The organism is Bradyrhizobium centrolobii (assembly GCF_001641635.1).
In the GTDB taxonomy this organism is placed as follows: domain Bacteria; phylum Pseudomonadota; class Alphaproteobacteria; order Rhizobiales; family Xanthobacteraceae; genus Bradyrhizobium; species Bradyrhizobium centrolobii.
Map to the genome: position 1 here is coordinate 17,169 of NZ_LUUB01000002.1, position 25,143 is coordinate 42,311.

26 protein-coding genes and 1 pseudogene are annotated in these 25,143 nt (G+C 64.9%); 12 read left to right on the forward strand and 15 right to left on the reverse strand.

Annotated elements, in window-relative coordinates; genetic code table 11:
• The 4 genes and pseudogenes from AYJ54_RS51770 to AYJ54_RS00120 all read right to left on the reverse strand — a co-directional run.
• Positions 1-163: pseudogene (locus tag AYJ54_RS51770) on the reverse strand (tRNA (N6-threonylcarbamoyladenosine(37)-N6)-methyltransferase TrmO); the annotation flags it as partial.
• Positions 164-191: 28 nt separating this feature from the next.
• Positions 192-542, reverse strand: a complete 351-nt coding sequence (locus AYJ54_RS00110) for an AzlD domain-containing protein (RefSeq protein WP_063695878.1) — start codon at positions 540-542, stop codon at positions 192-194.
• A complete protein-coding gene (locus AYJ54_RS00115) occupies positions 539-1,279 on the reverse strand; it encodes an AzlC family ABC transporter permease (RefSeq protein ID WP_063695921.1) in 741 nt (246 codons plus the stop codon). Before AYJ54_RS00115 ends, AYJ54_RS00110 begins: the two co-directional genes overlap by 4 nt.
• A gap of 228 nt (positions 1,280-1,507) precedes the next feature.
• Positions 1,508-2,485 (reverse strand): lytic transglycosylase domain-containing protein, encoded by a 978-nt coding sequence (locus tag AYJ54_RS00120; RefSeq protein ID WP_063695879.1) that lies wholly within the window; start codon positions 2,483-2,485, stop codon positions 1,508-1,510.
• Positions 2,486-2,644: 159 nt separating this feature from the next.
• Between AYJ54_RS00120 and AYJ54_RS00125 the strand changes: the two genes are divergently transcribed.
• Both AYJ54_RS00125 and AYJ54_RS00130 read left to right on the forward strand, forming a co-directional pair.
• Complete coding sequence (locus AYJ54_RS00125; protein ID WP_063695880.1) at positions 2,645-3,670, forward strand: TRAP transporter substrate-binding protein; 1,026 nt, start codon at positions 2,645-2,647, stop codon at positions 3,668-3,670.
• A 69-nt stretch (positions 3,671-3,739) separates the two neighbouring features.
• Positions 3,740-4,378, forward strand: coding sequence for an HAD family hydrolase (locus AYJ54_RS00130; RefSeq protein WP_063695881.1), 639 nt, complete (start codon positions 3,740-3,742; stop codon positions 4,376-4,378).
• A 230-nt stretch (positions 4,379-4,608) separates the two neighbouring features.
• Here AYJ54_RS00130 and AYJ54_RS00135 read toward each other — a convergent pair whose 3' ends face one another.
• Together AYJ54_RS00135 and AYJ54_RS00140 are read right to left on the reverse strand one after the other, a co-directional pair.
• On the reverse strand, positions 4,609-5,649 hold the full coding sequence (locus AYJ54_RS00135) for a phenylacetaldoxime dehydratase family protein (protein WP_063695922.1): 1,041 nt from the start codon (positions 5,647-5,649) through the stop codon (positions 4,609-4,611).
• Between the two features lie 40 nt (positions 5,650-5,689).
• Positions 5,690-6,706 (reverse strand): carbon-nitrogen hydrolase family protein, encoded by a 1,017-nt coding sequence (locus tag AYJ54_RS00140; protein WP_063695923.1) that lies wholly within the window; start codon positions 6,704-6,706, stop codon positions 5,690-5,692.
• Between the two features lie 210 nt (positions 6,707-6,916).
• Here AYJ54_RS00140 and AYJ54_RS00145 point away from each other — a divergent pair, with 210 nt between their 5' ends.
• Positions 6,917-7,873 (forward strand): AraC-like ligand-binding domain-containing protein, encoded by a 957-nt coding sequence (locus tag AYJ54_RS00145; protein ID WP_063695882.1) that lies wholly within the window; start codon positions 6,917-6,919, stop codon positions 7,871-7,873.
• Positions 7,874-7,907: 34 nt separating this feature from the next.
• On the opposite strand, the gene AYJ54_RS00150 is transcribed toward AYJ54_RS00145, so the two are convergent.
• Positions 7,908-8,102, reverse strand: coding sequence for a helix-turn-helix domain-containing protein (locus AYJ54_RS00150; RefSeq protein WP_245328822.1), 195 nt, complete (start codon positions 8,100-8,102; stop codon positions 7,908-7,910).
• Between AYJ54_RS00150 and AYJ54_RS00155 the strand changes: the two genes are divergently transcribed.
• The 4 genes from AYJ54_RS00155 (at position 8,034) to AYJ54_RS48680 (ending at position 10,840) form a co-directional block, all read left to right on the forward strand.
• A complete protein-coding gene (locus tag AYJ54_RS00155) occupies positions 8,034-8,483 on the forward strand; it encodes a hypothetical protein (RefSeq protein WP_245328823.1) in 450 nt (149 codons plus the stop codon). The genes AYJ54_RS00150 and AYJ54_RS00155 overlap by 69 nt on opposite strands.
• 188 nt (positions 8,484-8,671) lie before the next feature.
• Positions 8,672-8,875: a hypothetical protein gene (locus AYJ54_RS00160; protein ID WP_245328824.1), complete on the forward strand. Its 204-nt coding sequence runs from the start codon at positions 8,672-8,674 to the stop codon at positions 8,873-8,875.
• A gap of 204 nt (positions 8,876-9,079) precedes the next feature.
• A complete protein-coding gene (locus AYJ54_RS00165) occupies positions 9,080-10,501 on the forward strand; it encodes an MFS transporter (RefSeq protein WP_063695885.1) in 1,422 nt (473 codons plus the stop codon).
• Positions 10,502-10,540: 39 nt separating this feature from the next.
• The gene (locus AYJ54_RS48680; RefSeq protein ID WP_245328826.1) at positions 10,541-10,840 is read left to right on the forward strand and encodes a 3-keto-5-aminohexanoate cleavage protein; all 300 of its coding nucleotides are present in this window, start codon (positions 10,541-10,543) and stop codon (positions 10,838-10,840) included.
• 133 nt (positions 10,841-10,973) lie between these two features.
• On the opposite strand, the gene clpA is transcribed toward AYJ54_RS48680, so the two are convergent.
• Both clpA and clpS read right to left on the reverse strand, forming a co-directional pair.
• Positions 10,974-13,382 (reverse strand): ATP-dependent Clp protease ATP-binding subunit ClpA, encoded by a 2,409-nt coding sequence (gene clpA / locus AYJ54_RS00170; protein ID WP_063695886.1) that lies wholly within the window; start codon positions 13,380-13,382, stop codon positions 10,974-10,976.
• A gap of 269 nt (positions 13,383-13,651) precedes the next feature.
• Complete coding sequence (gene clpS, locus AYJ54_RS00175) at positions 13,652-13,984, reverse strand: ATP-dependent Clp protease adapter ClpS (RefSeq protein ID WP_063695887.1); 333 nt, start codon at positions 13,982-13,984, stop codon at positions 13,652-13,654.
• A 482-nt stretch (positions 13,985-14,466) separates the two neighbouring features.
• On the opposite strand from clpS, the gene AYJ54_RS00180 reads away from it, so the two are divergent.
• Positions 14,467-15,828 (forward strand): TadE/TadG family type IV pilus assembly protein, encoded by a 1,362-nt coding sequence (locus tag AYJ54_RS00180; protein WP_063695888.1) that lies wholly within the window; start codon positions 14,467-14,469, stop codon positions 15,826-15,828.
• 77 nt (positions 15,829-15,905) lie between these two features.
• Here the strand turns inward: AYJ54_RS00180 and AYJ54_RS00185 are convergent, their stop codons facing one another.
• Complete coding sequence (locus tag AYJ54_RS00185) at positions 15,906-16,244, reverse strand: phasin family protein (RefSeq protein WP_063695925.1); 339 nt, start codon at positions 16,242-16,244, stop codon at positions 15,906-15,908.
• 388 nt (positions 16,245-16,632) lie between these two features.
• Here AYJ54_RS00185 and AYJ54_RS00190 point away from each other — a divergent pair, with 388 nt between their 5' ends.
• Entirely contained in the window at positions 16,633-18,450 is a 1,818-nt protein-coding gene (locus tag AYJ54_RS00190) for a D-alanyl-D-alanine carboxypeptidase (protein ID WP_063695889.1), read from the forward strand.
• A gap of 225 nt (positions 18,451-18,675) precedes the next feature.
• Here the strand turns inward: AYJ54_RS00190 and AYJ54_RS00195 are convergent, their stop codons facing one another.
• On the reverse strand, positions 18,676-19,404 hold the full coding sequence (locus AYJ54_RS00195; RefSeq protein ID WP_063695890.1) for a DnaJ domain-containing protein: 729 nt from the start codon (positions 19,402-19,404) through the stop codon (positions 18,676-18,678).
• Positions 19,405-19,548: 144 nt separating this feature from the next.
• Here AYJ54_RS00195 and AYJ54_RS00200 point away from each other — a divergent pair, with 144 nt between their 5' ends.
• Together AYJ54_RS00200 and AYJ54_RS00205 are read left to right on the forward strand one after the other, a co-directional pair.
• The gene (locus AYJ54_RS00200) at positions 19,549-19,953 is read left to right on the forward strand and encodes a DUF302 domain-containing protein (protein ID WP_063695891.1); all 405 of its coding nucleotides are present in this window, start codon (positions 19,549-19,551) and stop codon (positions 19,951-19,953) included.
• Between the two features lie 105 nt (positions 19,954-20,058).
• The gene (locus AYJ54_RS00205) at positions 20,059-20,472 is read left to right on the forward strand and encodes an SLAC1 family transporter (protein WP_245328825.1); all 414 of its coding nucleotides are present in this window, start codon (positions 20,059-20,061) and stop codon (positions 20,470-20,472) included.
• Between the two features lie 4 nt (positions 20,473-20,476).
• Here AYJ54_RS00205 and AYJ54_RS00210 read toward each other — a convergent pair whose 3' ends face one another.
• The 3 genes from AYJ54_RS00210 to AYJ54_RS00220 form a co-directional block, all read right to left on the reverse strand.
• Positions 20,477-21,226, reverse strand: coding sequence for a hypothetical protein (locus tag AYJ54_RS00210; RefSeq protein WP_063695892.1), 750 nt, complete (start codon positions 21,224-21,226; stop codon positions 20,477-20,479).
• Between the two features lie 125 nt (positions 21,227-21,351).
• A complete protein-coding gene (locus AYJ54_RS00215; protein ID WP_063695893.1) occupies positions 21,352-22,212 on the reverse strand; it encodes an alpha/beta fold hydrolase in 861 nt (286 codons plus the stop codon).
• A 354-nt stretch (positions 22,213-22,566) separates the two neighbouring features.
• Positions 22,567-23,490: a division plane positioning ATPase MipZ gene (locus tag AYJ54_RS00220; protein ID WP_063695894.1), complete on the reverse strand. Its 924-nt coding sequence runs from the start codon at positions 23,488-23,490 to the stop codon at positions 22,567-22,569.
• Positions 23,491-23,777: 287 nt separating this feature from the next.
• Between AYJ54_RS00220 and panC the strand changes: the two genes are divergently transcribed.
• Positions 23,778-24,629 (forward strand): pantoate--beta-alanine ligase, encoded by an 852-nt coding sequence (gene panC / locus AYJ54_RS00225; RefSeq protein WP_063695895.1) that lies wholly within the window; start codon positions 23,778-23,780, stop codon positions 24,627-24,629.
• Between the two features lie 49 nt (positions 24,630-24,678).
• Here panC and AYJ54_RS00230 read toward each other — a convergent pair whose 3' ends face one another.
• Positions 24,679-25,119, reverse strand: coding sequence for a DUF1489 family protein (locus tag AYJ54_RS00230; RefSeq protein WP_063695896.1), 441 nt, complete (start codon positions 25,117-25,119; stop codon positions 24,679-24,681).
• Positions 25,120-25,143 lie beyond the last annotated feature (24 nt).

Below are 25,143 nucleotides of genomic sequence, written 5' to 3' on the forward strand. Positions count from 1 at the left end.
TCTCGAGCCGGCACACCGGCCCGTCGTGACGGCCCTGCCGCGGCGTCTCCAGCCGCGAGGTCCAGGGCGTACGGATGCGACCGATGAAGACGAGGCCGGCATCCTCCGTCGGCGGCAGCTCGATGGCCACCTCGCCCTCGCGGAGCTCATTTTCGCGAACCATTTTCAGTTCCTTGCTGTTCGCGAGCGTTTTAACCCAACCACCACTTTCCGACCAGCATGAAGACTTCGCCTGTGACGACGCCTGCAAAAATCGAGCGGCGGGTCAGCAGGAAAACGACGAGGCCGGCACCCACCGCGCCGTAACGCAAGCCGTCCGGCACGCTGGCCAGCGCCCCCGGAGGCTCGACCACGATCTGCGCGATGACGCCGGCCAAAATCGCGGTCGCGACCGCCCTCACCCAGACCAGGAGCTCGGAACCCTCGTCGATGCCACCACCGAACCACAGGCCCAGCATGCGCCATATTTGGTTGGGAATAACGCCAGCGACGAACAGCACGGCGAGTGCGTGCCAGTCGCCGATGAGCTGCGCGACACTCATGCACGCACCTCGCGCCACCAATGCACGCCATAGGCGATCGTGCCGGCGGCAACGCCGCTGACGAGGATGTCGAGACCAGAGTTCATCATCGCCGCCAAGGGATAGAGCACGATCCCAAGCGCCAGCGCGACGACATCGGCGACCTCGCGGCTGTTGCGCGCGGTCGAGAACAGGAAGGACAGCGGCGTCAGCAGCAGGATCGCACCGCCCAGCGTCTGCGTCAGATTGGCGGCGAGGAAATAGCCGACCGTGTTGGCGCAGAGGCACACCGAAACCAGGCCGAAGCCGAGCCCGTGGACGAAGGCGATCCGTCGCTCGCGCGGCACCTGCGGCAGGAAGCGGTGGCATTCGACCCACAACGTCACGGCGGTGAGATGCGCAGCGAAAATCAGCTCGCGCCGCTTCGTCTGCGGCGTGCGCATCAGCGGCAGCACCGAGACCACCATGGGAAACAGCCGGATCGCGCTGACCGTGACCGCGATGGCCGACTGGATGATGGTCGCGCCCGAGCCGAGCGTGGTGATCAGGATGATCTGCGCGGGTCCCGCCCAGACGAACAGCGTCGAGGCGAGCGCCCAGGCCAGGCTGAAATGGGTGTCATGGGCGAGCGCGCCGATGCCGAGATAGGTCACGAACAGGACGATGGTGAGGATCGTCTGCGTGATCGAGCGCAGTCCCCACGCAAAGGCGCGCCAGGGGCTTTGCCATTGAGGAGAATCGAGCGGAGGAAGCGCCACAGGAGTTTTGGCCGGGTGAGGAATCGTGCCCGCATAACGGGCAAAGCGGATGCTGACGTCAAGGAAGCGCGAGGCGGGGCTGGCATGCGCGCGGGCAAACCATCCCGTCATTCCGGAGCGCCGCGGAGCGGCGAGCCCGGAATCCATCGGGCCGCAGAGTTCGTTGAGGAATGGATTCCGGGCTCGCGCGAAGAGGCGCGTCCCGGAATGACGGCGGGGAGAGCCGCCCTACCCGCTCACGCCCCGGTTCTTCAGCACGAAACACGCGCCGCCGGCTTTGCGGATGCGATTGCAGAGATCGTCCGCCTCGCTGCGCGTATCGGCGCCGATGCGCACCTGGTAGAAGGCGTGTGTGCCGCGGCTGCGCATCACGGACGACAGCAGGCTCGGATCGCGGTCGCCGATCACGGCGCTGAGGTGCGTCACGGCGCGGGAATACATCGCCAACGCCCTGTTACGGTCGAAGCCGGCAGCGAGCTGCACGCCCCAGACTTTTGCGGCCGCAAGCTCCACATGCTGCTCGAGCTCGGCGACGAACGGGTTTGGCGCGCGCTTCAGGAGCGCCATCAGATCGCGGCAGCTTGTCGTCGGCGCATTCGGCGGCCCCTTGCCGGTCGCGCCGGCCTTGGCCCAGGCGTCGACCGTCGCGCCGGTGATGGCGTAAACGTAGTTGCGAGTCTGCTCCGGCATCGGACCAGTGCCGGCGAGCCATTCCTGCACCCGCCTCGGCCCGGCATTGTAGGCAGCAGCCGCGAGACCAAGATTGCCAAACTGGTTGCGCAGCTCGTTGAGGAATTCGGCCGATTTCGGCAGGGCCTGCACCGGATTGAAGGGATTGAGCAGCCCGCGCTCGCTGGCGGTGCCCGGCATGAACTGCGCGATTCCCTGCGCGCGCTCGCCGCTGCGCGTCACCGGCCCCACCGCATCGGCCTGGAAACGGCTCTCCTGCCAGATCACGCGGGCGAAGAATTCCAGCGGCAAATTGGCGTCGCGCGCGGCGGCCTCGATGATCAGGCAGATCGATTCCCGCGTGTCGCTCTCGCGTGCATCGGCCGGCTTATCCGGCGGCCTTGCGAGCTCCTCGACGCTTGGGACGGCGATATCGGTCCTTGCCGGTGATGCATCCCATGCCGCTGCCTGCGTTGCCGACAGGAGCAGTGCGGCGATGATGCGCAGGGGCCTGCGCGCGGCGGAGACAAGCTGCATGCGCGGTCCCGAAAGCTGCCGGCTGGAGCGAGCGACCAGGGAAGAATGCAGTCCGCCACGACGCGGCGCAAGTATTACGGTGGCATGCCCCGGCCCGGCGTGCCACAAGGTGCTGTGCCAAACTGTTGCATCGTGACATGGCTTAAAGACGTCGCCGATATGTTCCCTGGTCTGCTCCTCCCAATGCTTTTCCCCATCAAACGGATCCGCACCTTCCTCGCCCTCGCCGCCTGGGCCGCGCTCGTCCTGAGCGTCGCGCCGGCTGCCGCGCAAGTCACCTGGCGGATGACCACGGAATACCCGCAGAACAACATTTCCGGGATCGGGCTCACGACCTTCGCCAGCCGCATCGCTGAGCGCAGCCACGGTTTCGTAACCGTGACCAACGCTTTCGACAACGAGCTCAAGATCAACTCGGGCGAGATGCCCCGCGCCGCACTGGACGGCCGGATCGCAGGCGGCGATGCCTTTGCCGGCGCGCTCTCCGGGATCGACCCGGTGCTCGGACTTTCCACCCTGCCCTTCCTGGCGCAATCGGTTGACGTCGCCCGCGCCACCAACTTGCGGGCGCGCCCGCTCTATGAGAAGGCGCTCGCGGCACGCGGCCTCAAGCTGCTCTATCTGACGATCTGGCCAGCGACTGGCCTCTGGTCGGAGCGTTCGCTCGAAGGCGCCGACGACCTGCCGAAGCTGAACTTGCGCGCCTACGACGCCAACTCCAGCGAGGTCATGCGCGCGGCCGGCGCGAATGCGCAGTTCCTGCCGATGGACGCGGCGCTCGCCGGACTCAAAGAACATCGGCTGAATGCGTTCCTCACCTCCGGCGACGGCGGCGCAGGGCGCAAGCTGTGGGACTTCCTGCCCTACTTCACTGCCATCAACTACGCGATGCCGGTCTCGATCGCTTTTGTGCGCAGCGATGCGTTTGCCGAGCTTTCCGAGCCGATGCAGCGGGAGGTGCTGGCCGCAGCGGCCGAGACCGAGCAAAGCCAGTTCGCGCTACTGGCCCATCGCACATCCGAGAACTATGCGCGAATGCGCGACAATGGCGTCCGCATCGCCGAGCCGGCGTCGTCGTCCCTTGTCGCCGCGCTCCGGAAGGCGGCAACGAACGCGATCGCCGGCTGGGAAGTGCAGGCCGGCGCGGATGCCGCGGCGATCGTCGAATGGGCGCGGCAGCAATGACGCATCCGCTCTTGACTTGAAAGCCGATCCAACTAGCAACGGGTCGGTATCAACGCAGGCTCGGCCCGGATGCAAACCATCTATTTCGATCTCGACGGCACGCTGACCGATCCCAAGCCGGGGATCACCCGCTCGATCCAGTACGCGCTGGAACGGCTCGGCGCGTCTGTTCCGAGCGAGGATGAGCTGACCTGGTGCATCGGTCCGCCGCTGCATGCCAGCCTGAAGAAGCTTACCGGAACCGACGAACTCGCCGACCAGGCCCTGCTGCTCTATCGCGAGCGGTTCAGCGAAGTCGGCCTGTTCGAGAACGAGGCCTATGCCGGCATCAAGGACACGCTGGCGACGCTTGCAGCGGCACATCCGCGCATGTTCGTCGCGACCAGCAAGCCCGCGGTCTACGCCAATCGCATCATCGATCATTTCGGCTTGCGGCCCTATTTCGAGCGTGTGTTCGGCTCCGAGCTCGACGGCACGCGGGTCGACAAGCGCGACCTGCTCCGCTACGCGCTCGACGAGGCAAAGGTCGATCCTGGCAGCGCGATCATGATCGGCGACCGCAGCCACGACGTGGTCGGCGCCAGGACCAACGGCATGAGCGCGATCGGCGTGCTCTACGGTTACGGCAGCGAGGCCGAGCTCAGGGACGCCGGCGCGCATCACATCTGCGCCGCCCATCCCGAGCTGCTCGGTCACTGCGTGGCATAGAGCACTGCGGGCCGAGGAGCTTAATTCACCTCTCCCATAGGGAGAGGTCGGATCGCATCGACAGATACGATCCGGGTGAGGGGTTACTGTCTCACTGCGTGCCATGGCCCCTCACCCGGATTGCACTGGACGATGCTTCACATCGCCAGGCGCAATCTGACCTCTCCCCGCTGGGGAGAGGTAAACAGGACTCAGCAGCAGATGAGACTTGGCCTCAACTGCGCCAAGCTTCAAGCGGTGACGGTCTCGACCGCCGCCAGCATGCCCGTCTTGGGATGGCAGTTCAGGTATTCGAAGAACTGTTCATCTGCGGCCGCCACCGTGACCTCGTGATAGAGCCGCAGCTTCGCTGATGGCCCGAGTGTCGAGAGATATTTCATCGCCGCACCAAAAATCCTGACATGGGTCGGATGCGATTCCGCCCAGCGCTCCAGCGCGGCGAGGCTCCTCCACCAGCTTTGGCCGTAGGATTTTTCGCTTATGCTGCCGTCGGCGCCGAGCACGCGCATGTAGCGGTTGACATAGCAACCGATGGCGAGCCCGTCATCACGCAGGAAATCCATGCCCTCGCGCAACACCGGCTCGACGTCGTCGAGATAGAGTTTTCGCTCCGATGCCTCGGTATCGCTCCAGTCCTGCCCCGAACGGATCAGACAGAGATTGTCGTGCGCCACGACGCGCAGCCGCGCACCGTCACGGACGAGCTCGGGATTGCCGCCGGGCGCCATCGCGTCGGTTTGCGACAGCGGAATGCGGTCGCGCATGCCGCCCCAATAGGCGTGCTCCTGCACCTCGCCGCTCATACCATCGGCGATGACGGCGACACCCTCGGGCCGGCCGAGCGAGGAGAACAGCGTCTCGTGCCGCGCCACTGCTGGCCGCAGCACCTCGATGAAGGTGCCGATGCCCTCGCGCCTGGTGCCGGTCCACGCCTCGCGCGCCGGTTCAAACCAGGCGTCGAAGCGCGCAACGTCGTCCCAATAGGCGACCGAGACCTCGTTGGCATAGCCGGCCTGGTCGACATAATGCGCGCGATCCCGATGTGAGGGAGCATCGGCCGCGACCAGACGCCGGTCGATCTCGGCCAGCGCCTCGGTCGCGGCAAGCGGCACCGCGCCGCGATACTGCACGCCGAAATAGGCCATCACCACGCGATCGACGTTCGGCTTGTAGCGCGCCACGAACGACGGATATGGCGGCTGATAATCGTCCGGCACGCGCTTGTGGCGCGAGCGCGTCGTCTGAAGATGCGGAGGAATTGCGGATTCCATGCTCATGCCCTCCCCGTGGTGTCTTGCGCGCGGGCAGCGATCAGCTCGCCGCTGCGCCGATCTCCGTCGGCTCGACCGTGTCAACGGGAAGCGCGAACTGCTCGACACGGTTGTACCGTTTCGTGTTGAGCAGGAGCCGCGTCACGTCGGGCCGCGAATAATGCCCGGCGGGATCGGCGGCGTTCTTGGCAACGCCAATGGCGCCGAGATCGATCTCGGCGATCAGAAGCCCCTCCTGGTCGGGCGCGAGCTTGTCACCGATCTGGCTGCCGTCGGGGCCGTAGATCGCGGCAAAGCCGCCGCCGGCATGCAGCAGCGCATGCTTGTCGGGCCGGTCGCAAAGCTCGTCGATCATCGCCTGCGAGACGGTCGCGCAAGGCGCGAGCACGAAGCAGGAGCCCTCTACCGCATAGACGCGTGAAGCGGCATTGTTCACTTCGGCGCCGAGCGCCGGCGCGAAGGGATCGTAGAGCGAGAAGCTCGGCCACGCCGCGACATGCACCTGCTCGTTCTGGGCGTACATGGCGTATTTCGACAGCGGCTGGAGATGCTCCCAGCAGCAGAGCGCGCCCAAGCGCCCGATGTCGGGCCGGGCGTGGACCGCGAGGTCGCTGCCGTCGCCCTCGCCGTAGACGGTGCGCTCGGCATGGGTCGGCCGCAGCTTGCGGCGCTTTGCGAAGGTCTCGCCATCGGGTCCGATCAGCCATTGCGCGAGATAGAGGCTGCCGCCATCGCGCTCGGAGAGGCCGAGCACAGCCGTCACCTTGGCCTTGCGCACTGCCTCGCGCAGCCGCTCGGCCTGCGGACTGTCATAGGCGAGCGAATTGTCGAAATAGCGCTGCACGAAGCCGCGGCCGATCGCCCAGGCCGGCGAGTCCAGCCAGATGTACCAGGGGTAGCCGGGGATGAAGGCCTCCGGAAAGGCGATCAGCTTCGCGCCCTTCTCGGCCGCCTCCCGGATCAGCGCGATCGACTTGTCGATCGACGCGTCGAGATCGAGCCAGGCGGGTGCTGCCTGCACCACCGCAACCCTGTATTTCGGATGTTCGATGCCCATTCCCGCCTCCATCGTGTCCACTGGGACAGGACCGCTTTCCGGTTGATCGCGGCACAGGCCCGATGCAGTCTATTGGGCCACGGCCGGAGGGCGTCTGCTCGACCGCCACGGCACGAAAATTCGACCAAAACGGCGGTATGGAATTTGCCGCGTCCCCGGACAGGTCAGCGCCGGCATGCGGTTTTCGAGGTGTGAAAGGGAGGCCTGCTCATGCCCATCCAGTTCACGACGGACGGCAGCCCCGGCCACCGGCGCCTCGCCCTCTGGCAGGACATTGTCTGCGACGTCTTCGTCGGGCTCGACTGCAAGTCCGACCTCGGCAGCGCCTTTCACGGCTCGGTGACGCAGGCCGCGCTCGGCAAGGCCGTGTGCTCCGAGGTCTGCTCCGACCGCCAGCGCGTCTTCCGCACGCCCTCCCGCATCGCGCGCTCGGACCAGGACTTCGTCCTGATCGCGCTCGGCGATCGTGGCGCCGGCGGCGTGGTGCAGGACGGCCGCGAGACCGTGATCCATCCCGGCGAGTTCGCGCTCTACGACACCACGCGCCCCTATGAACTGAAGTTCAACGACGCGTTCAGTCAGACGATCTTCAAGGTGCCGCGGGAGATGCTGCAACGGCGGCTCGGCAGAACCGAGGCGCTGACCGCGATGTCGTTCGGCGGGAACGCGCCCCTCGAGCGGCTCGCCTACGATTTCATCTACAGACTGTGCCAGAGTGCGGACCGCATCGATCCAGGCAACGCCGCCGTCCTGTCCGAGCAGGCCGTCGACCTCCTGGCGATGGCGCTGAGCGAGCGGCTCGGCAAGACATCGCTGCCCTCCTCGACCCACCGCTCGGCCCTGCTCTACCGGTTGAAGGCGCACATCCGCTCGCGTCTCGCCGATCCCGACCTCTCGCTGTCAGAGACTGCCGCCGCGCTCGGTATCTCGCCGCGCTATGTCAACGATCTCCTCGCCGACGAGGATACCTCGTTCCAGCGCTACGTTCTGGCCGAGCGTCTCGCCCAATGCAGGCGCGACCTTGCCTCACCTGTGCTCGCTCATCGCCACGTCAGCGAGATCGCCTTCGCGTGGGGCTTCAACGACCTCTCGCATTTCGGCCGTGTCTTCCGCGAACATTTTGGCATGTCGCCGCGCGGCTTCCGGCAGAGCCAGTTGCGGCATTAGCCGCTCGTTGCGCGATCGCACTATCGCTTGGCCATCAGCGCAGGTTGGCGCGGAGCTCGCGCACGCCTCGCCCCAGGCGTTCACGCAGAAGCGTTCGCAACGTCGCTCCGTCGACGTAACCGACCTCTGCGGCGATGGCGTCGATGTCGAGGCCGCTGCCATGGAGCAGCGATTGGGCGCGTTCGACGCGAAGATCCTGGAAATAGGAAAGCGGCGATTTGCCGAGCACCGCCTCGCAGCGGCGTTGCAAGGTGCGCGCACTCGTCGCAAGCGCACTGGCAGCCTTTTGCAGCGAGAAACACATGCGCAATCGGCAAATCCGCCGACACCCACCACGAAAATCCTCGCGATCGGGACGCTGAACCCCGGTGTCGATCCCGCCGCCGCACGCGCTATTCTTCCGATCGAAGTCCGGGAGACGGTGAAGCTCTACCTGGATGGCAAGATCGACCAGTGGTACTCGCTTCAAGGACGGCCCGGCGTGGCGTTCATCTTGAACGTCACGGACGCGGCAGCCGCGCACGCAATGCTCGAAAAGCTGCCCTTGGGGCAGGCTCATCTCATGAGCTTCGAGCTAACGCCTCTCGCGCCGCTTAATCCGCTCCGGTAATTGCAGGGCATGACGCCGGGCCCACCATAGGGTGACGCGGCGCTTCGAGCATGGTCACAATCCCTAGCTATCGCGCTTAGCCTTCGTCGTGGCCGAAGGCAAGGCTCGGCAATTCCAGATTGTCTTGTTCAGGGGCGTGCCTCAAGCTGGCGCGCATGAAGACCGACTCCACGATAAGCGGATCGGAGATGCTGCTGACGGTGATCGCGATCCGACTCGCGGTGCTGGTCTTGGCAGGCTGGAGCCTGGTTCTGCTGCCGCGGCAGGCTCACGATGGCGCGCCCGCCTGCGCTCTCGCGTTGGCAACGACAATCGAGACGCAGGCTACATCGAACATCGCCAGTTTGCATGTCAGCGATCCCGCGTTCGACGACATGCTTCTGCATGACTAGGGCCATTCCCGAGCAAGCGCGAACGAGAGCAGCTTGCACGCTGCTCCCGCCGGTGAGCCTGCGAGGGCAATCCTGACCTATGCTCGCGGCGCCGGGAGGCCTGCCGCCGGGGCAGGAACTCACCGTGCCCTGCCGGGTTGCGATCGATCTGACGGTTTTCTAATCCGGGGATGAACCACGACCCAGATCAAGCTCATTCCCGCCATGTCGTCTGCCCCGATCGAGCATGCCGACGGCCTGCCGCAGCCGCAGCGCAACCAGGCGATCCTGACCATTGCGCTCGGCATCACCATGTCCGTGGTCGATGGCGCCATCGCCAATGTGGCGCTGCCGACGATCGCAGCCGACCTCAATGCGAGCCCGGCCTTCTCGATCTGGATCGTGAACGGCTACCAGCTCGCCATCACCATCTCGCTGCTGCCGCTGGCCTCCCTCGGCGAGATCGCCGGCTATCGCCGCGTCTATCTGGTCGGGCTGGCGCTGTTCACCCTCGCCTCCGCATTCTGCGCGCTGTCGCACACGCTTCCACTGCTGACGGTGGCGCGCATCGTCCAGGGCTTTGGCGCGGCCGGCATCATGAGCGTGAATGCGGCGCTGGTGCGCTTCACCTATCCGCGCAGCCTGCTCGGTCGCGGCATCGGGCTCAACGCGCTCGTGGTCGCCTTCTCCGCCGCAGCCGGGCCGACGCTCGCCGCTGGTATCCTCGCGGTGGGAAGCTGGCCCTGGCTGTTCGCCATTAACATCCCGCTCGGCGCGCTGACGCTGGCCTTGGGCCTGCGCAGCCTGCCCCATACCAGGCCGGCGAGCCGTTCCTTCGATTGGCCGAGCGCCGGGCTCAGCGCGATCACGTTCGGCGTCGGCATCGCCGCGATCGACAGCGTCGGCCATCGCGAGGCGCCCGTGATCTGGCTCATCCAGTTCGCCGTCGCCCTGGTAGCGGGCGCGCTGCTCGTCTACCGCGAGACCCATATGACCTCGCCGCTGCTGCCGGTCGATCTCTTGCGCATCCCGGTCTTCGCGCTGTCGATTGCGACCTCAATCGCCTCCTTCTGCGGACAGATGCTGGCCTTCGTCGCGATCCCCTTCTACCTCCAGAGCCGCTTCGGCTATTCAGCCGTGCATATCGGCCTGCTCATCACGCCCTGGCCGATCGCGGTGGCCTTTGCCGCGCCGCTCGCCGGCCGCCTCGTCGAGCACTACCCGGCCGGCCTGCTCGGCGGCATCGGGCTTGCGCTGTTCGCCTGCGGCCTCGGCGCGCTCGCCTTCTTGCCCGCTGCGCCTCCGCAGCTCGACGTGATCTGGCGGATGGCGCTCGCAGGCCTCGGCTTCGGCTTGTTCCAGACGCCCAACAACCGCACCATGATCGCAGCCGCTCCGCGCGAACGTTCGGGCGGCGCCAGCGGCATGCTCGGGACCGCGCGCCTCCTCGGCCAGACCACGGGCGCGGCTCTGGTCGCGCTGTTCCTCGGCCGCTACCCGCAGGAAGGCACGCGCATCGCGCTGCTCACCGCGGTCGGCTTCGCCCTCTGCGGCGCGCTGCTCAGCATGCTGAGGCTGTCGCCCGCCGGCGCCCGAGGCGCGGAGCACGTGCGGGTGCAGGACGGGCAACGGATGAAGGGCGATTAGCGTGTGCACTGATTGACGCGCGGCCACGGCCGTATTGATTTGGCCCGCTGCACTATCGTCATTGAAATCGAGACGCCGCGAGATCTAACCCAGAGAAGATGTCAGAGCCCTGAGAACGAAAATGCTGCAAGCCTGCCTGAACGGTGGATTGTTAAAGTCTGCGCATCGCGGAGTACCTACGTCGGAGATGGCGGCAGCGTTTGGCCTTGCGTTCGCGAGGCTTGGCGCCTCAATCTTTCGACCAGAATTGGCTTCGAGGACGGAATTCACCTGCCGAACGATACTGTAGCCCCAGACAATGCCGAGCTGGTCCGTGCGGCAATTCAGCTTCGCGGATGACCCGCCACTCGGCGTGGAAGCCGGGGCAGCCGCCGGCGCCCGGCGCGGGCATACAAGGCTCGACGGCTACCTAGATGCCGCAACGAAAAGGCCGGCTTCTTAGGCCGGCCTTTTCAATTCATGTGGCTTTCGGTCAGACCTTGACCAGCGGCCCCTTGGAGGTCGGCCCCTTGGAGCCGCCGGGGCCGCCCGGCTTGGACTTGCCTGGCGGACGCTTGCGGGTGCCGGGCAGCTTCTCCTGCTTCGGCGTGACCGGGCCCTCGACGAATTCGAAGCCGATCTTGTCCTTGGTCTCGTCGGCCTCGTCCTTGACGAGGACGACGCGGACGTGGCCACCGCCCTTCAGCTTGCCGAACAGCACCTCGTCGGCCAGCGGCTTCTTGATGTGCTCCTGGATCACGCGGGCCATCGGCCGCGCGCCCATCTGCTCGTCATACCCGTGCTTGATCAGCCAGGCCTTGGCCTCCTCGGACAGCTCGATCGTGACATCGCGGTCGCCGAGCTGCGCTTCGAGCTGGAGCACGAACTTCTCCACGACCATGCCGATCACCTCGACCGGGAGATGGCCGAAGGAGATGATCGCATCCAGGCGGTTGCGGAATTCCGGCGCGAACTGCCGGTTGATCGCCTCGTGGTCGTCGCCTTCCCGCTTGGAGCGGGTGAAGCCGAACGCCTGCTTGGCGAGATCTGACGCACCCGCATTCGTGGTCATGATCAGGATCACGTTGCGGAAGTTGACCTGCTTGCCGTTGTGATCGGTGAGCCGGCCGTGGTCCATGATCTGGAGCAGCACGTTGTAGAGATCGGGATGCGCTTTCTCGATTTCGTCGAGCAGCACCACGCAATGCGGGTGCTGGTCGACGCCGTCGGTCAGCAGGCCGCCCTGGTCGAAGCCGACATAGCCGGGAGGCGCGCCGATCAGGCGCGACACGGTGTGTCGCTCCATGTATTCGGACATGTCGAAGCGCAGGAGCTCAACGCCGAGGCTGGAGGCAAGCTGCTTTGCCACCTCGGTCTTGCCGACACCGGTCGGACCCGAGAACAGGTAGCAGCCGATCGGCTTCTCCGGCTCGCGCAGGCCGGCACGCGCCAGCTTGATCGAAGCGGAGAGCGACTCGATCGCCTTGTCCTGGCCGAACACCACGCGCTTCAGGGTCTGCTCGAGATGCTTGAGCACCTCGGCGTCGTCCTTCGACACGCTCTTCGGCGGGATCCGCGCCATCGAGGCGATCGTGGTCTCAATCTCCTTGATGCCGATGGTCTTCTTGCGCTTGTTCTCGGCGACCAGCATCTGCGCCGCGCCGGATTCGTCGATCACGTCGATCGCCTTGTCCGGCAACTTGCGGTCGTGGATGTAGCGTGAAGAGAGCTGAACGGCGGCCTCGATCGCCTCATTGGTGTACTTCAGCCGGTGGTAATCCTCGAAATAGGGCTTGAGACCCTTGAGGATCGCGATCGCGTCCTCGACCGTCGGCTCGTTGATGTCGATCTTCTGGAAGCGCCGCACCAGCGCGCGGTCCTTCTCGAAGTGCTGGCGGTATTCCTTGTAGGTCGTCGAGCCCATGCAGCGGATGGTGCCCGAGGCAAGCGCAGGCTTGAGCAGGTTCGACGCGTCCATCGCGCCGCCCGACGTCGCACCCGCACCGATCACCGTGTGGATCTCGTCGATGAACAGGATGGCGTTGGGATGCGCCTCGAGCTCCTTGAGCACCTGCTTCAGGCGCTCTTCGAAGTCGCCGCGATAGCGCGTGCCCGCGAGCAGCGTACCCATGTCGAGCGAAAACACGGTGGCGGCCGCCAGGACTTCCGGCACCTCGCTGTCGACGATGCGCTTGGCGAGACCTTCCGCGATCGCGGTCTTGCCGACACCGGCCTCGCCGACGAACAGCGGGTTGTTCTTCTGCCGGCGGCACAGCACCTGGATCGCGCGGTTGATCTCGGAATTGCGTCCGATCACCGGATCGATCTTGCCGTCACGCGCCTTCTTGTTGAGGTTGACGCAATAGGTCTCGAGCGCCTCGCCCTTCTTCTTGGAGTCCTCGTTGCCCTTGGTCTCGGTCTCCTCGTCGACGCCGCGAACGGGGCGCGCCTCCGAGACGCCCGGCCGCTTGGCGATGCCGTGGCTGATGTAATTGACCGCGTCGTAGCGCGTCATGTCCTGCTCCTGCAGGAAATACGCAGCATGGCTCTCGCGCTCGGCGAAGATCGCGATCAGCACGTTGGCGCCGGTCACCTCTTCACGGCCGGAGGATTGAACATGGATCACCGCACGCTGAATCACGCGCTGGAAACCGGCGGTCGGCTTGGCGTCGTCGGCACCATCCGTCACCAGGTTTTCGAATTCGGTCTCAAGATAATTGACGAGGCTCGTGCGCAGCTTGTCGAGGTCGACGCTGCACGCGCGCATAACGGCAGCCGCATCCGAGTCATCGATCAGCGACAGCAGCAGATGTTCGAGCGTCGCGTATTGGTGATGACGTTCGTTTGCGATCGCCAGTGCACGATGCAGGGATTGTTCAAGGCTTTGGGAAAAAGTCGGCATTCGCGTCCTCTATGGCCCCCACCATCATGATCGCCATCGCCCGCTCAGGCAACAACAACCTTTGTCACATATAGTTATACAAGATCGCGGCAAAAGACCGGTTCCGCGGCTCTGGGCTCATGCACCCACGGCATTCTCGATGCAAAACCCGTTCCGATTTGGGCGGGATTGGTACCGACGTATGTTTCCGTAGTTTCGCCGGCCAGGAGCAAGACGCGCGCACAGCGACCACACCGCCGCGGAAGAAGAACCCGGCTTCGAGCGCGCGATTACTTCTTTTCCATCACGCATTGCAGCGGATGCTGGTGCTTGCGGGCGAAATCCATCACCTGCGTGACCTTGGTCTCGGCAATCTCGTAGGTGAACACGCCACACTCCCCGATCCCGTGATGGTGGACGTGCAGCATGATCTTCGTCGCGGCCTCGACGTCCTTGTTGAAGAACTTCTCCAGCACATGGACGACGAATTCCATCGGCGTGTAGTCGTCGTTCAGGATCAGCACACGGTACAGGTTCGGCCGTTTGGTCTTGGGCTTGACCTTGGTGATGACGGAGGTGCTCGGGCCGGACTGACCGCCGGAGCGGTTCTCGTCATTGCCCATGCGGGGAGCGTGGACGGTGGCTGGCGCGGACAGGTCGAGTCTGGAAGCTAGTTGCGGCATGGCACAGGCGTTCAAATTCCCCACGGAAGCGGATGACGGTCCGCCGCGAACCCCGCCCTTCGGAGCCTCGCACAGGCGCGCCGCCCTTTGGATCGCCGCTCCCGACCGGTCCGATCCAGGCCGGATCAGTCACGACGGAATATGGGCCTACCCCCGGCCTGCCGCAAGCGTGCAAGGCCGGCCAATGCGGCCGCGACGGTCCCGATTCCCGGTCCGGCGATCCCGACCAAGGTTAATCAATCCCGATCGATTTGACAAAAATTTCCGGCAAGCCCGTTCAGAACGTGTTGACCAGGAACACTGACGCGTGTGCCCTGCGACAGTTTCGCGCGGTGATATCTCCGGCTTTCTACGGTCCTATTTACCTGCCGTTCAATGGGCTGGCGCGAAATCGGGCAAAACCACAGATTTCAGGGATCATCATGTTTCGCCTGCCCGTTGTGAGCCGTATTGGTCGGCAGCTCGCCCGTTTCGCGGTTGCCGAGCAAGGCAATATCGCAGTGATCTTCGCCATCGCACTGCTCCCCGTCCTGAGCTTCGTAGGCGCCGCGGTGGATTACAGCCGTGCGGTCCAGGCCCGCTCATCGATGCAGGCCGCGCTCGACTCCACCGCCCTGATGCTGTCCAAGGACCTGTCGGCCGGCACGATCACGACGGCGGACATCAACACCAAGGCGCAGTCCTATTTCAACGCGCTGTTCACCGATACCAACACCCTGCCGAAGGTTACCGTCGCCGCCAACTATACCGCGAGTTCGTCCATGGGCTCGACCATCCAGGTCACGGGAAGCGGCACGTACACGACGACCTTCATGAAGGTCGCCGGCTTCCCGACGCTCGACATAGGGACCAGCTCGACGAGCGCCTGGGGCATGACGCGCATGCGCGTCGCCATGGTGCTCGACAACACCGGATCAATGGCCGACAACGGCAAGATGGCGGCCATGCAGACGGCGGCCAAGAACCTGATCGATCAGCTCAGCGCGCTCGCCAAAAATACTGGCGACGTCTACATCTCGATCATTCCGTTCGCCAAGGACGTCAATGTTGGCGCCAGCAATTACAGCAAGTACTGGATCGACTTCACCGATTGGGGAGCTGCGAACGGGACCTGCAGCAACTCCAGGTATACGTCCCAGTCGCAGTGCGTGAACGCCGGCAAGACCTGGACGGCGGCAAACCACAATACCTGGACCGGTTGCGTGGTCGACCGCGACCAGGATTATGACATCAAGAACACCACGCCGACGAGCGGCAATACGTCGACGCTCTTCCCGGCCGACCAGTACTCCTACTGTCGGTCGGGCAGCTCGGCCTATCTGCAGCCGATCATGCCCCTGAGCTACGACTGGTCCTCACTCAAGACCGTGATCGACAACATGAAGCCGACCGGTAACACGAACCAGGGCATCGGTCTCGCCTGGGGCTGGCTGACGCTGTCGACCGGCGATCCCATGAACGCGCCGGCCAAGGACACGAACTACACCTACAAGGACGCGATCGTTCTGCTCTCCGACGGTCTCAACACGCAGAACCGCTGGTACACCAATGCGTCGCAGATCGACGACCGGCAGAAGAAGCTGTGCGGCAACGCCAAGGCCTCGCCCTATAACATCACCATCTATACGGTGCAGGTGAACACCAGCGGTGATCCGACCTCGGGCGTGCTGCAATATTGCGCGAGCAGCGCCGACAAGTTCTATCTGGTGAAGTCGGCAACCGACACCATCTCGGTGTTCAAGGACATCGGCACCTCGCTGTCGAAGCTGCGCGTGGCGCGCTGAGGCGGATCGCTCACCTCAAACGAAAAAGCCCGGCTGGTTCAGCCGGGCTTTTTGATTCCAGGAACTTGTTAAGCGCGTCAGTTCGCAGCCGGGGTGAACTTCGAAACGATCGTCTCGACCGGTTTGAACGCCTGCTTGGCGAGATCGCTGTAGAGGCCGGCGATCTTCTGCGATTCCGCGACGAAGGTCTCGTAGCTGGACCGGGCGAAATCGGTCTGCGCTTCGAGGGCCTTGTCCAGCGACTTCACGCCGGAAAGCTTCTCAACGAAGGACTTGGTATCCTCGAACGACTTCTTGGTGTAGTCGCCGTAAGCGCTGGCGATCGCCTGGAGGCCGTGCTGCACCGAGGTCGCGGAGGCGACGCACTGCTCGAACTGCTCTTTCCCGTAGTTCTGAAAGTCTTCAACCTTGAACATCTCGGAATCCTTTTTCCCTGGCATTTGTCGGGAAGCCCCGGCTCCCTGACTCTGCCCACAATTAGTGCAATGCACAAAAAAGTCAAGAATCTTGTGCGACGCACAAAAATATATAGAAATTGAGATGATTCCCGGAGTTTCCCGCAAGGGTTCCTTAAGCTTTTGGAAACCGTGCGCCCCTACCCTGATTCCCTGGACGTGTTCACCTTCCGCAAGCGGTCAAAAGCCGTTTGAGAACATCACCTTAAGCCAGAACAGCGGCTCAGGCCCGCCGCCCTCGCATCGAGCACCAGCGAAGGGACGGCTTGAGCAGGTCATGATCCGGGTCCGCAGGGCACAATTTTGCCTCACGAGCCGGTGATCAAGTCAGAAACGGGGACGGGGTCTCATGCTTCGTAAAAGCTTGTCTTCCTCGCGCTTGGCGCGGGTTGGGGTTTTCGGGCTTCTTACAGTCACCACAGCGGTCATCGTCACCACCGATGCGGCCGAGGCGCGGCGCTATCGGCATCACGCGCACCACCGGGTGCAGCGCGATGCGTCCGAGAGCTCCAGCTCGCGGTTCGCATCGATCATCGTCGACGGCAATTCCGGCGCGGTACTCCAGTCGACGAGCCCCGACGGGCTTCGCCATCCCGCCTCGCTGACCAAGATCATGACGCTCTACCTGCTGTTCGAGCGTCTTGAGTCCGGCAAGATGAAGCTCGACACCGAAATGCCGGTGTCGCAGCACGCCGCCGACCAAGATCCGACCAAGCTCAACCTGCGTCCGGGCCAGACCATCCGCGTCGAGGATGCGATCAAAGGTCTCGTCACACGTTCCGCCAACGACGCGGCCGTGGTGATCGCCGAAGCGATCGGCGGCGACGAAGACGATTTCGCCCAGATGATGACGCGCAAGGCGCGTGCACTCGGCATGTCCAGGACGGTCTACCGCAACGCCTCGGGCCTGCCGAACGATGAGCAGGTCACGACGGCCCGCGACCAGGCCACGCTCGGCCGCGCCATCCAGGACCGCTTCCCCCGCTACTATCGCTACTTCTCGACCGCCTCGTTCAATTTCCGGGGACAGTCGATCCGCAACCACAATCACCTGCTCGGCAGTGTCGAGGGCATCGACGGCATCAAGACCGGCTACACCCGCGCCTCCGGCTTCAACCTCGTGAGCTCACTGCACCGCGGCAACCGCTTCCTGGTTGGCGTGGTCCTGGGCGGCCGCAGCGGCGGCTCGCGCGACGCCATCATGCGTAACCTGCTCGCGGAGAACCTCGAGAAGGGCGCAAGCACCCGCACCGTCGCCGCCATCAGCGAGCGCAACGGCTCCGAGGCCAACACCGACGTCGCCGACGCCTCCGAGACCCCGGCCCGTCCCGCTCCGCAGGTGCAGGCCGCCGCGGCTCCCGAAACACCGGCGGCGCGCCCGGCCTCGCGCCTCTCGGCGCTTGCCGCCGCCACCGCCGCGATGCCGCCGGCCCAGCCCAAGTCGGAAGCCAAGCCGGCCGAAGCCAAGATCGAGCCCGCGCCGCTCACCAATGGCGTGATCGCGAGCCAGCCGCTTTCGATCATCCCGGGATCGTCCGAGCCGATGAAACCGGTTCGCGTGAAGACCGTTCAGGTCAAGGCCGGTCCGGTGAAGGTCGCTTCCGCTGCCCCGGCGCAGGCCGCGCCGCCTGTCACCAGCACCATTCCGCCGCGCGCAGACCTCGCCGAAACCTCCGGCGCGGTCGTCGCCCGCGCCGACCTCGTCAACAAGCCTGGGATCATCAACAAGCCGGAGGCCCCGAGGGCCGAGGCCGCCCGCACCGAGCTGCCGGCGCAGCCGCCGGGCTTCGGAACGGGCAACGGCATCCTCGGCGTGCTGCCGGCGACAACCGCCGCCGCGCCCGCGCCGGCCGCCAAGCTCGCTTCCGTCGATCCGGCGCCGCAGTCGATCCAGATGAGCACCACCAAGCCGGTCGTCACCCATAGCGGCTGGATCGTCCAGGTCGGCGCGCTCGAGAGCGAGAGCGAGGCCCAGCAGCGCATCGAGGCCGCGCGCAGCTCGGCCCGCGGCCTGCTCAGCAGGGCCGATCCGTTCACCGAGGTCGTCGCCAAGGACAATCGCAAGCTCTACCGCGCCCGCTTCGCCGGGCTCGAGCGGGACCAGGCCGAAGCCGTCTGCCGCACCCTGAAGCGCGCCGACATTTCCTGCATCACCGTCCGCAACTGATCGTCCGCTTCGCTCCGATCCGAATGCCCGCGCTCCCGACGCGGGCATTTTCGTTTGGGGGATGCGGTGATGCGAAAGCTGTTCCGCGACAACTTCTCGTCAAGAATTTACGGTTAAAATTTAGCTCAAGGGATCGACCACGCCGACAATGGCGGGCATCTGGGCGACGGCAAACAGAGCAAGCGGAGCTGACGCGGTACGGGCGTTTGTGGCGTGTTGCCGGAGTTAGCCGTTATGCGTGCGAAGCAGAGTATCCTTGGCCTCGTTTACACGGGCAGCGAGATACGTCGAGCCCCCCTGGTCGGGATGCAGTTTCTTCATCAGGGACTTGTGGGCTCGGCTGATGTCGTCACGCCCCGCCCCCGGCTGCAAGCCAAGGATCTGATAGGCTTCCTCCGCCGTCATTTTGCCGCCCGCCGCCGTGCGGCGCTGCCCCCCTGCCGCATCGCCCTGCGCGTTCTGACGCCAAGCGGGAAACCGGCGGTCCAGATAGCTTTCAAGTAAGGCCACGCTCTCGGCATCGAAAGCCGGAGCCATCGCGAGCAGCGCAGCGAGATCGAACTCGTCGAGATTGCGTCCGGCGTACGGCCCGGCGACGATCTGGCCTCCGAGCCGGCCGCTGTCGTGATCGAGCTGCATGTCCAGGAATTGCGAGCGCACGCGCGAGCTCTGCCCGGTCGCCTTGGCCGCGCCGCCGCCGAACAGCCCGCCGACATTGCCGAAGGTGGAGTTCGCAAGCGGCGTCCAGCCAAGCAGGCCTGCGCCGAAGATCCCGAGCGGGATCGCCACTGCCAGTTCGCCTCGCAGGCCGGTGAAGGCCGCAACCGCCAGCGCCACCACGCCGCCGCCCACCTTGATGGCACGCGCAAGCACCGCCGGATTGGCGGCACGGAACATCTGGAGCAGCAGATAAAGAGTGACAACGGCGACAACGCCGGCGATCAGGGTCGGCATGACCGGAATATAATCGTCCCGCCAGAAAAATGCATGGCGGTCTTTCGATGCGCCGGCAACGGCGATGATACAAGAAGTTCGTTTGCCGGAACGTCCGCACCGCCCGATAGTCCAGCCCGACACGGCCAGGAACGGAGCTGGGATATGAGTGCAGATGGATTGGTGACGCATGCGAGCCCGTACGGCCCTCGCGAGACCATGGACCGGCTGGAAGCCGAGGTGACGGCGAAGGGCCTGCAGGTCTTCGCTCGCATCGACCATGCCGCCGGCGCGGCCGAGGTCGGCCTGTCGCTGCGGCCGACCGAAGTCCTGATCTTCGGCAGTGCTAAGGCCGGAACGCCGCTGATGCAGTCCGTCCAGTTCATCGGGATCGACCTGCCGCTGAGGGCCCTGGTCTGGCAGGATGCGTCCGGCGCCGCCTGGCTGTCGTACAACGATCCGGCATGGCTCGCGGCACGCCATGGCGTGCCGGGTGACATGGCCGTGCTTGGCAACATGTCGGCGCTGCCGGCGGCGGTGACGAAGGCCGCGACGGCGCCGTCGTCCTAACCAGCGGGCGCGAAGATTTGGGGGCGACAATGAGCAAGGGTTTCGAGCCGCCGATCGTGCCGGCTGCATTCTTCGGCATCGTGCTTGGACTTGCAGGTCTCGGCAATGCCTGGCGCGCTGCGCCCGAGGCTCGGCATCCAGCTCGCACCACCGGCAGTCGGCGCGGTTGCGTATCTCGCGATCAATGGCGGCATGCCTGATATGGTCGCGCATATCCTCGTCGGAAACGGGCTGATGATGGCGCTGTTGCTGCTTCGCCTCCTTCCATGGATCATGGAGCAGCCCTTCTCGGTGTCCTATTGGGGCTTCACCTTCGGAGCGACCGCATTTGCCATCGCGCCGATCCGCATGACCGGACATGGCGATACCGGGGCGATCGCGCTGCTCGCGCCCTGGCCGTTCGCGGCGACCAACCTCGTGGTCGGATTGATCGCGCTCGGCACGCTGCGCCTGATCCTGCAAGGGCGCCTGCTGCCGCCACCAGTGGCGGCAGCGTCGTCGCAGGCCGCACCGGCCTGACCGACTACTTCATCTGGCCGATCAGCATGGCCGCGCCGCTCGTGGTCTTCGACAATCTCAACAGCGCGTCGCGGCCGCCGGCGGCATAGGCTGCGGCGGCGCGCAGCAGGTCGCGCAACTGCGCCGCCGCGCCCGGATCGAACCGGCACCAGGCGCCGCCGGTCAGGCGCGCGATCTCGCGGAACGCCTGCTCGGCCACGGCGTCATGGCCCTCCTGAAACAGGAAGACAGGTACCTTCAGCATTCCGAGTTCGCCCGCCTTGGCGCAGAGTTCGTCGACCTTCTCCTCCATGGCGTCGCCGACGAAGACCACGGCGCGCACACCGGAGGCCACCGCCTCGCGCCGGGCTTCGCTCAGCACCTTGCCGATCTGGGTGTCGCCGCCGCGGCAATCGATCTTGCTCATCAGCGTCGCAAGCTTGGTGCTGTCGGAGATCCAGCCCGTCGCGCGGCATTCGTTGAAGCCCCGATAGTAGACGAGCCGGATGTCGAGGCTGCCCAGCGCCGCTGCCTCGCGGAACATGTCCGCCTGAAGCGCACAGGCCATATCCCAGGTTGGCTGGCGGCTCATCGTCGCGTCCAGCGCGAAGATCAGCCGGCCCTTCGCGCCGGGCGCATGCGGTGACGTGGCGCGGGCCTTGGAGACGAAGGCCGCGATGTCCTCCGAGGTCGACGTTTTCGCCTGCGGCAGCGCGCCGTCTCCTTGCGCCGAGACGGCATCGCGGCTGCGCGGTTTGCTCGGTTCGCCGGACATTCCTGCTCGCATCTTGTGTGAGAGCCTAATGTGGAGAGCGCTCCCTGCCCGGTCAATGCGCAAAGCCTCCGCAGGCGGTCGCCGGCAGAGGCTTTGAAAGTCGGTTGGCTAAATGAGAGACGCAATCAGCTTTTGGCGGGCGCCATCAAGGCAACCGGACCAGGCTCGAGGATCTTGGGCGGCGCCGAGCGGGTATCGACGGGCGCGATGTCGCTGTCGGTGGCGCTCAGGAACTTGTCGAGCATGCCCTGGATCGAGTTCTTCGCGTCGTCCGGTCCGGTGTCGCGCATGTCGTTGTGCTGGAATTCGGTCTTCACGACCTGGATCCCCGCCTTCTCGCATTCCTCGTCGGTGGGGATCACGCCCGGATCGGTCTTGAACTGCGGATCCTTGGAGCGGAACGACAGGATCTTGAACTTGCCGGCGGTGACGAAGGGCACGCGCAGATTGTCCAGCGTGACGACCTTCTTGACCTCGTCCGGATACTGCTTGGCGAAATACATCGTGATGTCGCCGCCCATGGAGTGGCCCACCATCGTCACCTTGGCGTAGTCGGCGTTGGGCTGCACCTTCTTCATTTCCTGCATCGCCAGATGGATGTTGGCGACACCGCGCAGGATCTGCGGCAGCCGGCCGACATAGAGCTCGCCGGGCTTGGTCACCATCGGAGGATCGGTCGGCAGATCATGCTGCGGACTGACGACGAGATAGCCGCGCGCCGCGAAGATGTTGGCGAGGAAGCCGTACTCGGTGTTCTTGACCGTATTGCCGTGATTGATCACGGCGACCGGCAGCGTGATCATGCCGGCGTTGGCCTGCAATTCCTTGTCGCGACGGATCGCGACGTCGACGGGCACCGGACGGTTGTCGCGTGAAGCGTCGTAGAAGGTGATGGTCTCGTGCTTGATAGCCCACTTGCTCGCCGTGAAATAGGCGACGCCGCAGAGGGCACCGACGGAAACTAGAACGGCAATTCCACGCTTCATTTTCGTCCTCAGCCCCAGACCTTCTGGCCTGATCCCTGTTGAAAATCGTTGGTAGAGGGCTCTCGTCGGCCCCTTGTCGCCTATTCCCTAATATATGTCACAGCCACGTGACAGGAAGGCCAAATATTGTGATCCGGCAGCCCTTTCATTGTGCGCCGCACACGTTTCTTGGGCACCTTATTCCAGCACCACTACGTGAGGGTGTAGGTGCAGTTCGGACGCAACCTCACTCTATCAACTTCAATTTCAGGGCAAATGCGACATGAAAACGGCGTTGCTCCCGCTCGGTTCCCTGGGAACCGCCGGTTCCAGCCTGGAAATCCCTCTATCGGAAGTAGCGCCGTACCGCCCAATTCAGGCGCCGAGGATGTCGTGAACCTCGAGCGGCTTGTCGACCTGGCTGAACCACTCGGCGCGATTGGCGGCGCGGCGGCGGCCGCGCTCGTCGAGCGGCAGCTTGAGCTGGCGGAGCAGGCTCGTCACCTCTTCCCGCGCGGTGAGATGGCCGAGATTGGGCCGCATGCCGAGCGTTGCTTCATCGATCTCGTCGAGGGCGGTCAGGCCGCGCGGAAAGAACTCGCGGTAGACGACGCGCTCGGCAAAGCCATCCACGTAGCGGAAGCCGAGCCGCAGCGACAATTCCTTCAAGCCGTCGGCGACGAGCTGCTTGTTGCGGGAGCCCAGCATGGACAGGCGGTTGCGCACGACGATCCAATCCGTGGTCGAGCCGTCGAGCTGGCGGCGCTTGCGCCTCGTGTCCCGCACCATCTCTGCATAGTGACTCTCGCCGGTCACCGCATAGTTGGTGGGGTCGACGGTGCCGAGCACATCGAAATCGAGGAAGCTGTCGTTGATCGGCGTCACCAGCGTGTCGGCCATCGAATGGGCGAGCCGCATCAGATAGCTGTCGGTGCCGGGCGTATCGATGACGATGAAGTCAAAATTGCTCTCGACCGCCGAGACCGCCTCCATGAATTGCAGGAACTCGGAATTCTCGTTGTCGGCGATCTGCATGGTCTCGCCGAGCTTGATGCAACGATGCACCGGCAACTCGAGGTCGAGCTTGGTACGGCGCGCCCAGGCGGAACGGTTGTTGATGTAGCGGGTGAAGCTCTGCTGACGGCAGTCGAGGTCGATGGTGGCGACGCGCTGGCCGGCCTTGAGAAGCGCGACGGCGATGTGCAGGGCGGTCGTCGACTTGCCGGAGCCGCCTTTCTCGTTGCCCAGCACGACGACATGCGCCGAGCCGGATTGGCTTTGGCTAGCCTGCACAAGCATAACGAACCTCGAACCCCCTGCTGAATATCTTCGAGTTGGCCGCGTCTGCGGTCAAGTGAAATGCGTGACAGGATATCGAAATAGCACTGCATCGCTCTTCATCGTGAACCGCAGCGCAGTCTTGCGTCTGTGTTCCCGTCCACAATGCAGCGACATCCATTGCGGCGCTGCGCGGGATGCTCTGCCGCATGCGACTGCATGGCGTCCACGACCGCCGCTTGTTAAGGTTAGCCGGTCGCGCGGCAGACCGTGCGGCCCACCCGAGTCACAACCATCCCAGAGTCCTGATGTCACCCAGCCCCTTGATCGTCCGCACGGTCCCCACCCTGCGGCGCGCCGTCGACAATCTTCGCAAGCGAAAAGCCACGGTCGCGCTGGTACCGACCATGGGGGCACTCCATGACGGGCATGTGTCGCTGGTGCGCTTGGCCAAGAGACGCGCGAGCCGAGTCGTGGTCTCGATCTTCGTGAACCCGACCCAGTTCGCCCCGACCGAGGATTTCGGCGCCTATCCGCGAACCTGGAAGGCCGATATCGCCAAGCTTGCTGCCGAAGACGTCGACATCGTCTGGCACCCTGGCGTCGAGGCCATGTATCCGGAGGGCTTCGCCACCCGCATCGTGCCGGAGGGGCCGGCGCTGGCCGGACTCGAGGACCGCTTCCGGCCGCACTTCTTCGGCGGCGTCGCCACCGTGGTCGGCAAGCTGTTCACGCAATGCCGGCCGGACGTCGCAATCTTCGGCGAGAAGGACTTTCAACAGTTGCGAGTGGTGACGCGGATGGCACGGGATCTCGATCTCGGCATCAAGATCATCGGCTCCCGTACCGTGCGCGAGCGCGACGGGCTCGCGATGTCCTCGCGCAACGTCTACCTCTCGCCGGAGGAGCGGCAGATCGCGACCACCCTTTACCGTGCGATGAAGGAGAGCGCGGGCCGTATCCGCGCTGGCGAGGCGATCGCACCCGCCATGGCTGGGGGCGCCGAGATGATCAAGGCGGCCGGCTTTGCGCTCGACTATTTCGAGGTCCGTCACGCTGAGACGCTTGCGCCGGCCAACTCGCGCAAGGACGGACCCTTGCGGATCCTGGTCGCAGCCAAGCTCGGCTCGACCCGGCTGATCGACAACATCGCGGTCTAAAGCGCGATGAGACCCGGATCTAACGCGGCCCTTCGGGTCCGGATCATGCTCAGAGCAGCCCGAGGTCGCGCAGCTCGCGACGCATCGGCTCGGGCATCGCAGCGATGGTCCCCGCGGCGGCCTTGCCGAGATCGGGTGGCACGGCGTCTTCGGTGAGATAGCGCCAGCCCTGGAACGGGCGCATCGGCCGCGGCGAGACCGAGATCACCTTGGGCTGCATCACGATCCGGCAGCGCCCGATGCCGTCCTTGTCGCGGAACGGCTCGATGCCGATGATTTTCTCGCGCGCGGCAATCTCGCCCTTGATCACCCAGTAGAGTGACCCGCCCGAGAGAATCTCATCTCCGCGCTTGGGCACCATGCGGGTGATGTGGACGTGGTGTTGCGGCAGCCCCTTCTTCTTGGCGGCCTGCATCCGTTCGGCGACCCACTCCTTCAATTCCTTGACGGAGTCGCAGCCGACGGCGAGCTTGATCAGATGTAGTGGCATGCCCAAACATTTAGCGGGCCGGCC

What these genes read in the sequence shown, in the direction of transcription:
- clpS (WP_063695887.1), bottom strand. Translation starts at nt 13,984, where the DNA reads ATGGGCAATGACGAGAACCGCTCCGGCGGTCAGTCCGGCCCGAGCACC.
- panC (WP_063695895.1), top strand. Translation starts at nt 23,778, where the DNA reads ATGTCACCCAGCCCCTTGATCGTCCGCACGGTCCCCACCCTGCGGCGC.
- AYJ54_RS00145 (WP_063695882.1), top strand. Translation starts at nt 6,917, where the DNA reads ATGCCCATCCAGTTCACGACGGACGGCAGCCCCGGCCACCGGCGCCTC.
- AYJ54_RS00110 (WP_063695878.1), bottom strand. Translation starts at nt 542, where the DNA reads ATGAGTGTCGCGCAGCTCATCGGCGACTGGCACGCACTCGCCGTGCTG.
- AYJ54_RS00140 (WP_063695923.1), bottom strand. Translation starts at nt 6,706, where the DNA reads ATGGGCATCGAACATCCGAAATACAGGGTTGCGGTGGTGCAGGCAGCA.
- AYJ54_RS00190 (WP_063695889.1), top strand. Translation starts at nt 16,633, where the DNA reads ATGCTTCGTAAAAGCTTGTCTTCCTCGCGCTTGGCGCGGGTTGGGGTT.
- AYJ54_RS00135 (WP_063695922.1), bottom strand. Translation starts at nt 5,649, where the DNA reads ATGGAATCCGCAATTCCTCCGCATCTTCAGACGACGCGCTCGCGCCAC.
- AYJ54_RS00125 (WP_063695880.1), top strand. Translation starts at nt 2,645, where the DNA reads ATGTTCCCTGGTCTGCTCCTCCCAATGCTTTTCCCCATCAAACGGATC.
- AYJ54_RS00195 (WP_063695890.1), bottom strand. Translation starts at nt 19,404, where the DNA reads ATGCCGACCCTGATCGCCGGCGTTGTCGCCGTTGTCACTCTTTATCTG.
- AYJ54_RS00155 (WP_245328823.1), top strand. Translation starts at nt 8,034, where the DNA reads ATGGAGCAGCGATTGGGCGCGTTCGACGCGAAGATCCTGGAAATAGGA.
- AYJ54_RS00165 (WP_063695885.1), top strand. Translation starts at nt 9,080, where the DNA reads ATGTCGTCTGCCCCGATCGAGCATGCCGACGGCCTGCCGCAGCCGCAG.
- AYJ54_RS00215 (WP_063695893.1), bottom strand. Translation starts at nt 22,212, where the DNA reads ATGAAGCGTGGAATTGCCGTTCTAGTTTCCGTCGGTGCCCTCTGCGGC.
- clpA (WP_063695886.1), bottom strand. Translation starts at nt 13,382, where the DNA reads ATGCCGACTTTTTCCCAAAGCCTTGAACAATCCCTGCATCGTGCACTG.
- AYJ54_RS00120 (WP_063695879.1), bottom strand. Translation starts at nt 2,485, where the DNA reads ATGCAGCTTGTCTCCGCCGCGCGCAGGCCCCTGCGCATCATCGCCGCA.
- AYJ54_RS00130 (WP_063695881.1), top strand. Translation starts at nt 3,740, where the DNA reads ATGCAAACCATCTATTTCGATCTCGACGGCACGCTGACCGATCCCAAG.
- AYJ54_RS00220 (WP_063695894.1), bottom strand. Translation starts at nt 23,490, where the DNA reads ATGCTTGTGCAGGCTAGCCAAAGCCAATCCGGCTCGGCGCATGTCGTC.
- AYJ54_RS00230 (WP_063695896.1), bottom strand. Translation starts at nt 25,119, where the DNA reads ATGCCACTACATCTGATCAAGCTCGCCGTCGGCTGCGACTCCGTCAAG.
- AYJ54_RS00180 (WP_063695888.1), top strand. Translation starts at nt 14,467, where the DNA reads ATGTTTCGCCTGCCCGTTGTGAGCCGTATTGGTCGGCAGCTCGCCCGT.
- AYJ54_RS00205 (WP_245328825.1), top strand. Translation starts at nt 20,059, where the DNA reads ATGCCTGGCGCGCTGCGCCCGAGGCTCGGCATCCAGCTCGCACCACCG.
- AYJ54_RS00210 (WP_063695892.1), bottom strand. Translation starts at nt 21,226, where the DNA reads ATGTCCGGCGAACCGAGCAAACCGCGCAGCCGCGATGCCGTCTCGGCG.
- AYJ54_RS00185 (WP_063695925.1), bottom strand. Translation starts at nt 16,244, where the DNA reads ATGTTCAAGGTTGAAGACTTTCAGAACTACGGGAAAGAGCAGTTCGAG.
- AYJ54_RS00160 (WP_245328824.1), top strand. Translation starts at nt 8,672, where the DNA reads ATGCTGCTGACGGTGATCGCGATCCGACTCGCGGTGCTGGTCTTGGCA.
- AYJ54_RS00200 (WP_063695891.1), top strand. Translation starts at nt 19,549, where the DNA reads ATGAGTGCAGATGGATTGGTGACGCATGCGAGCCCGTACGGCCCTCGC.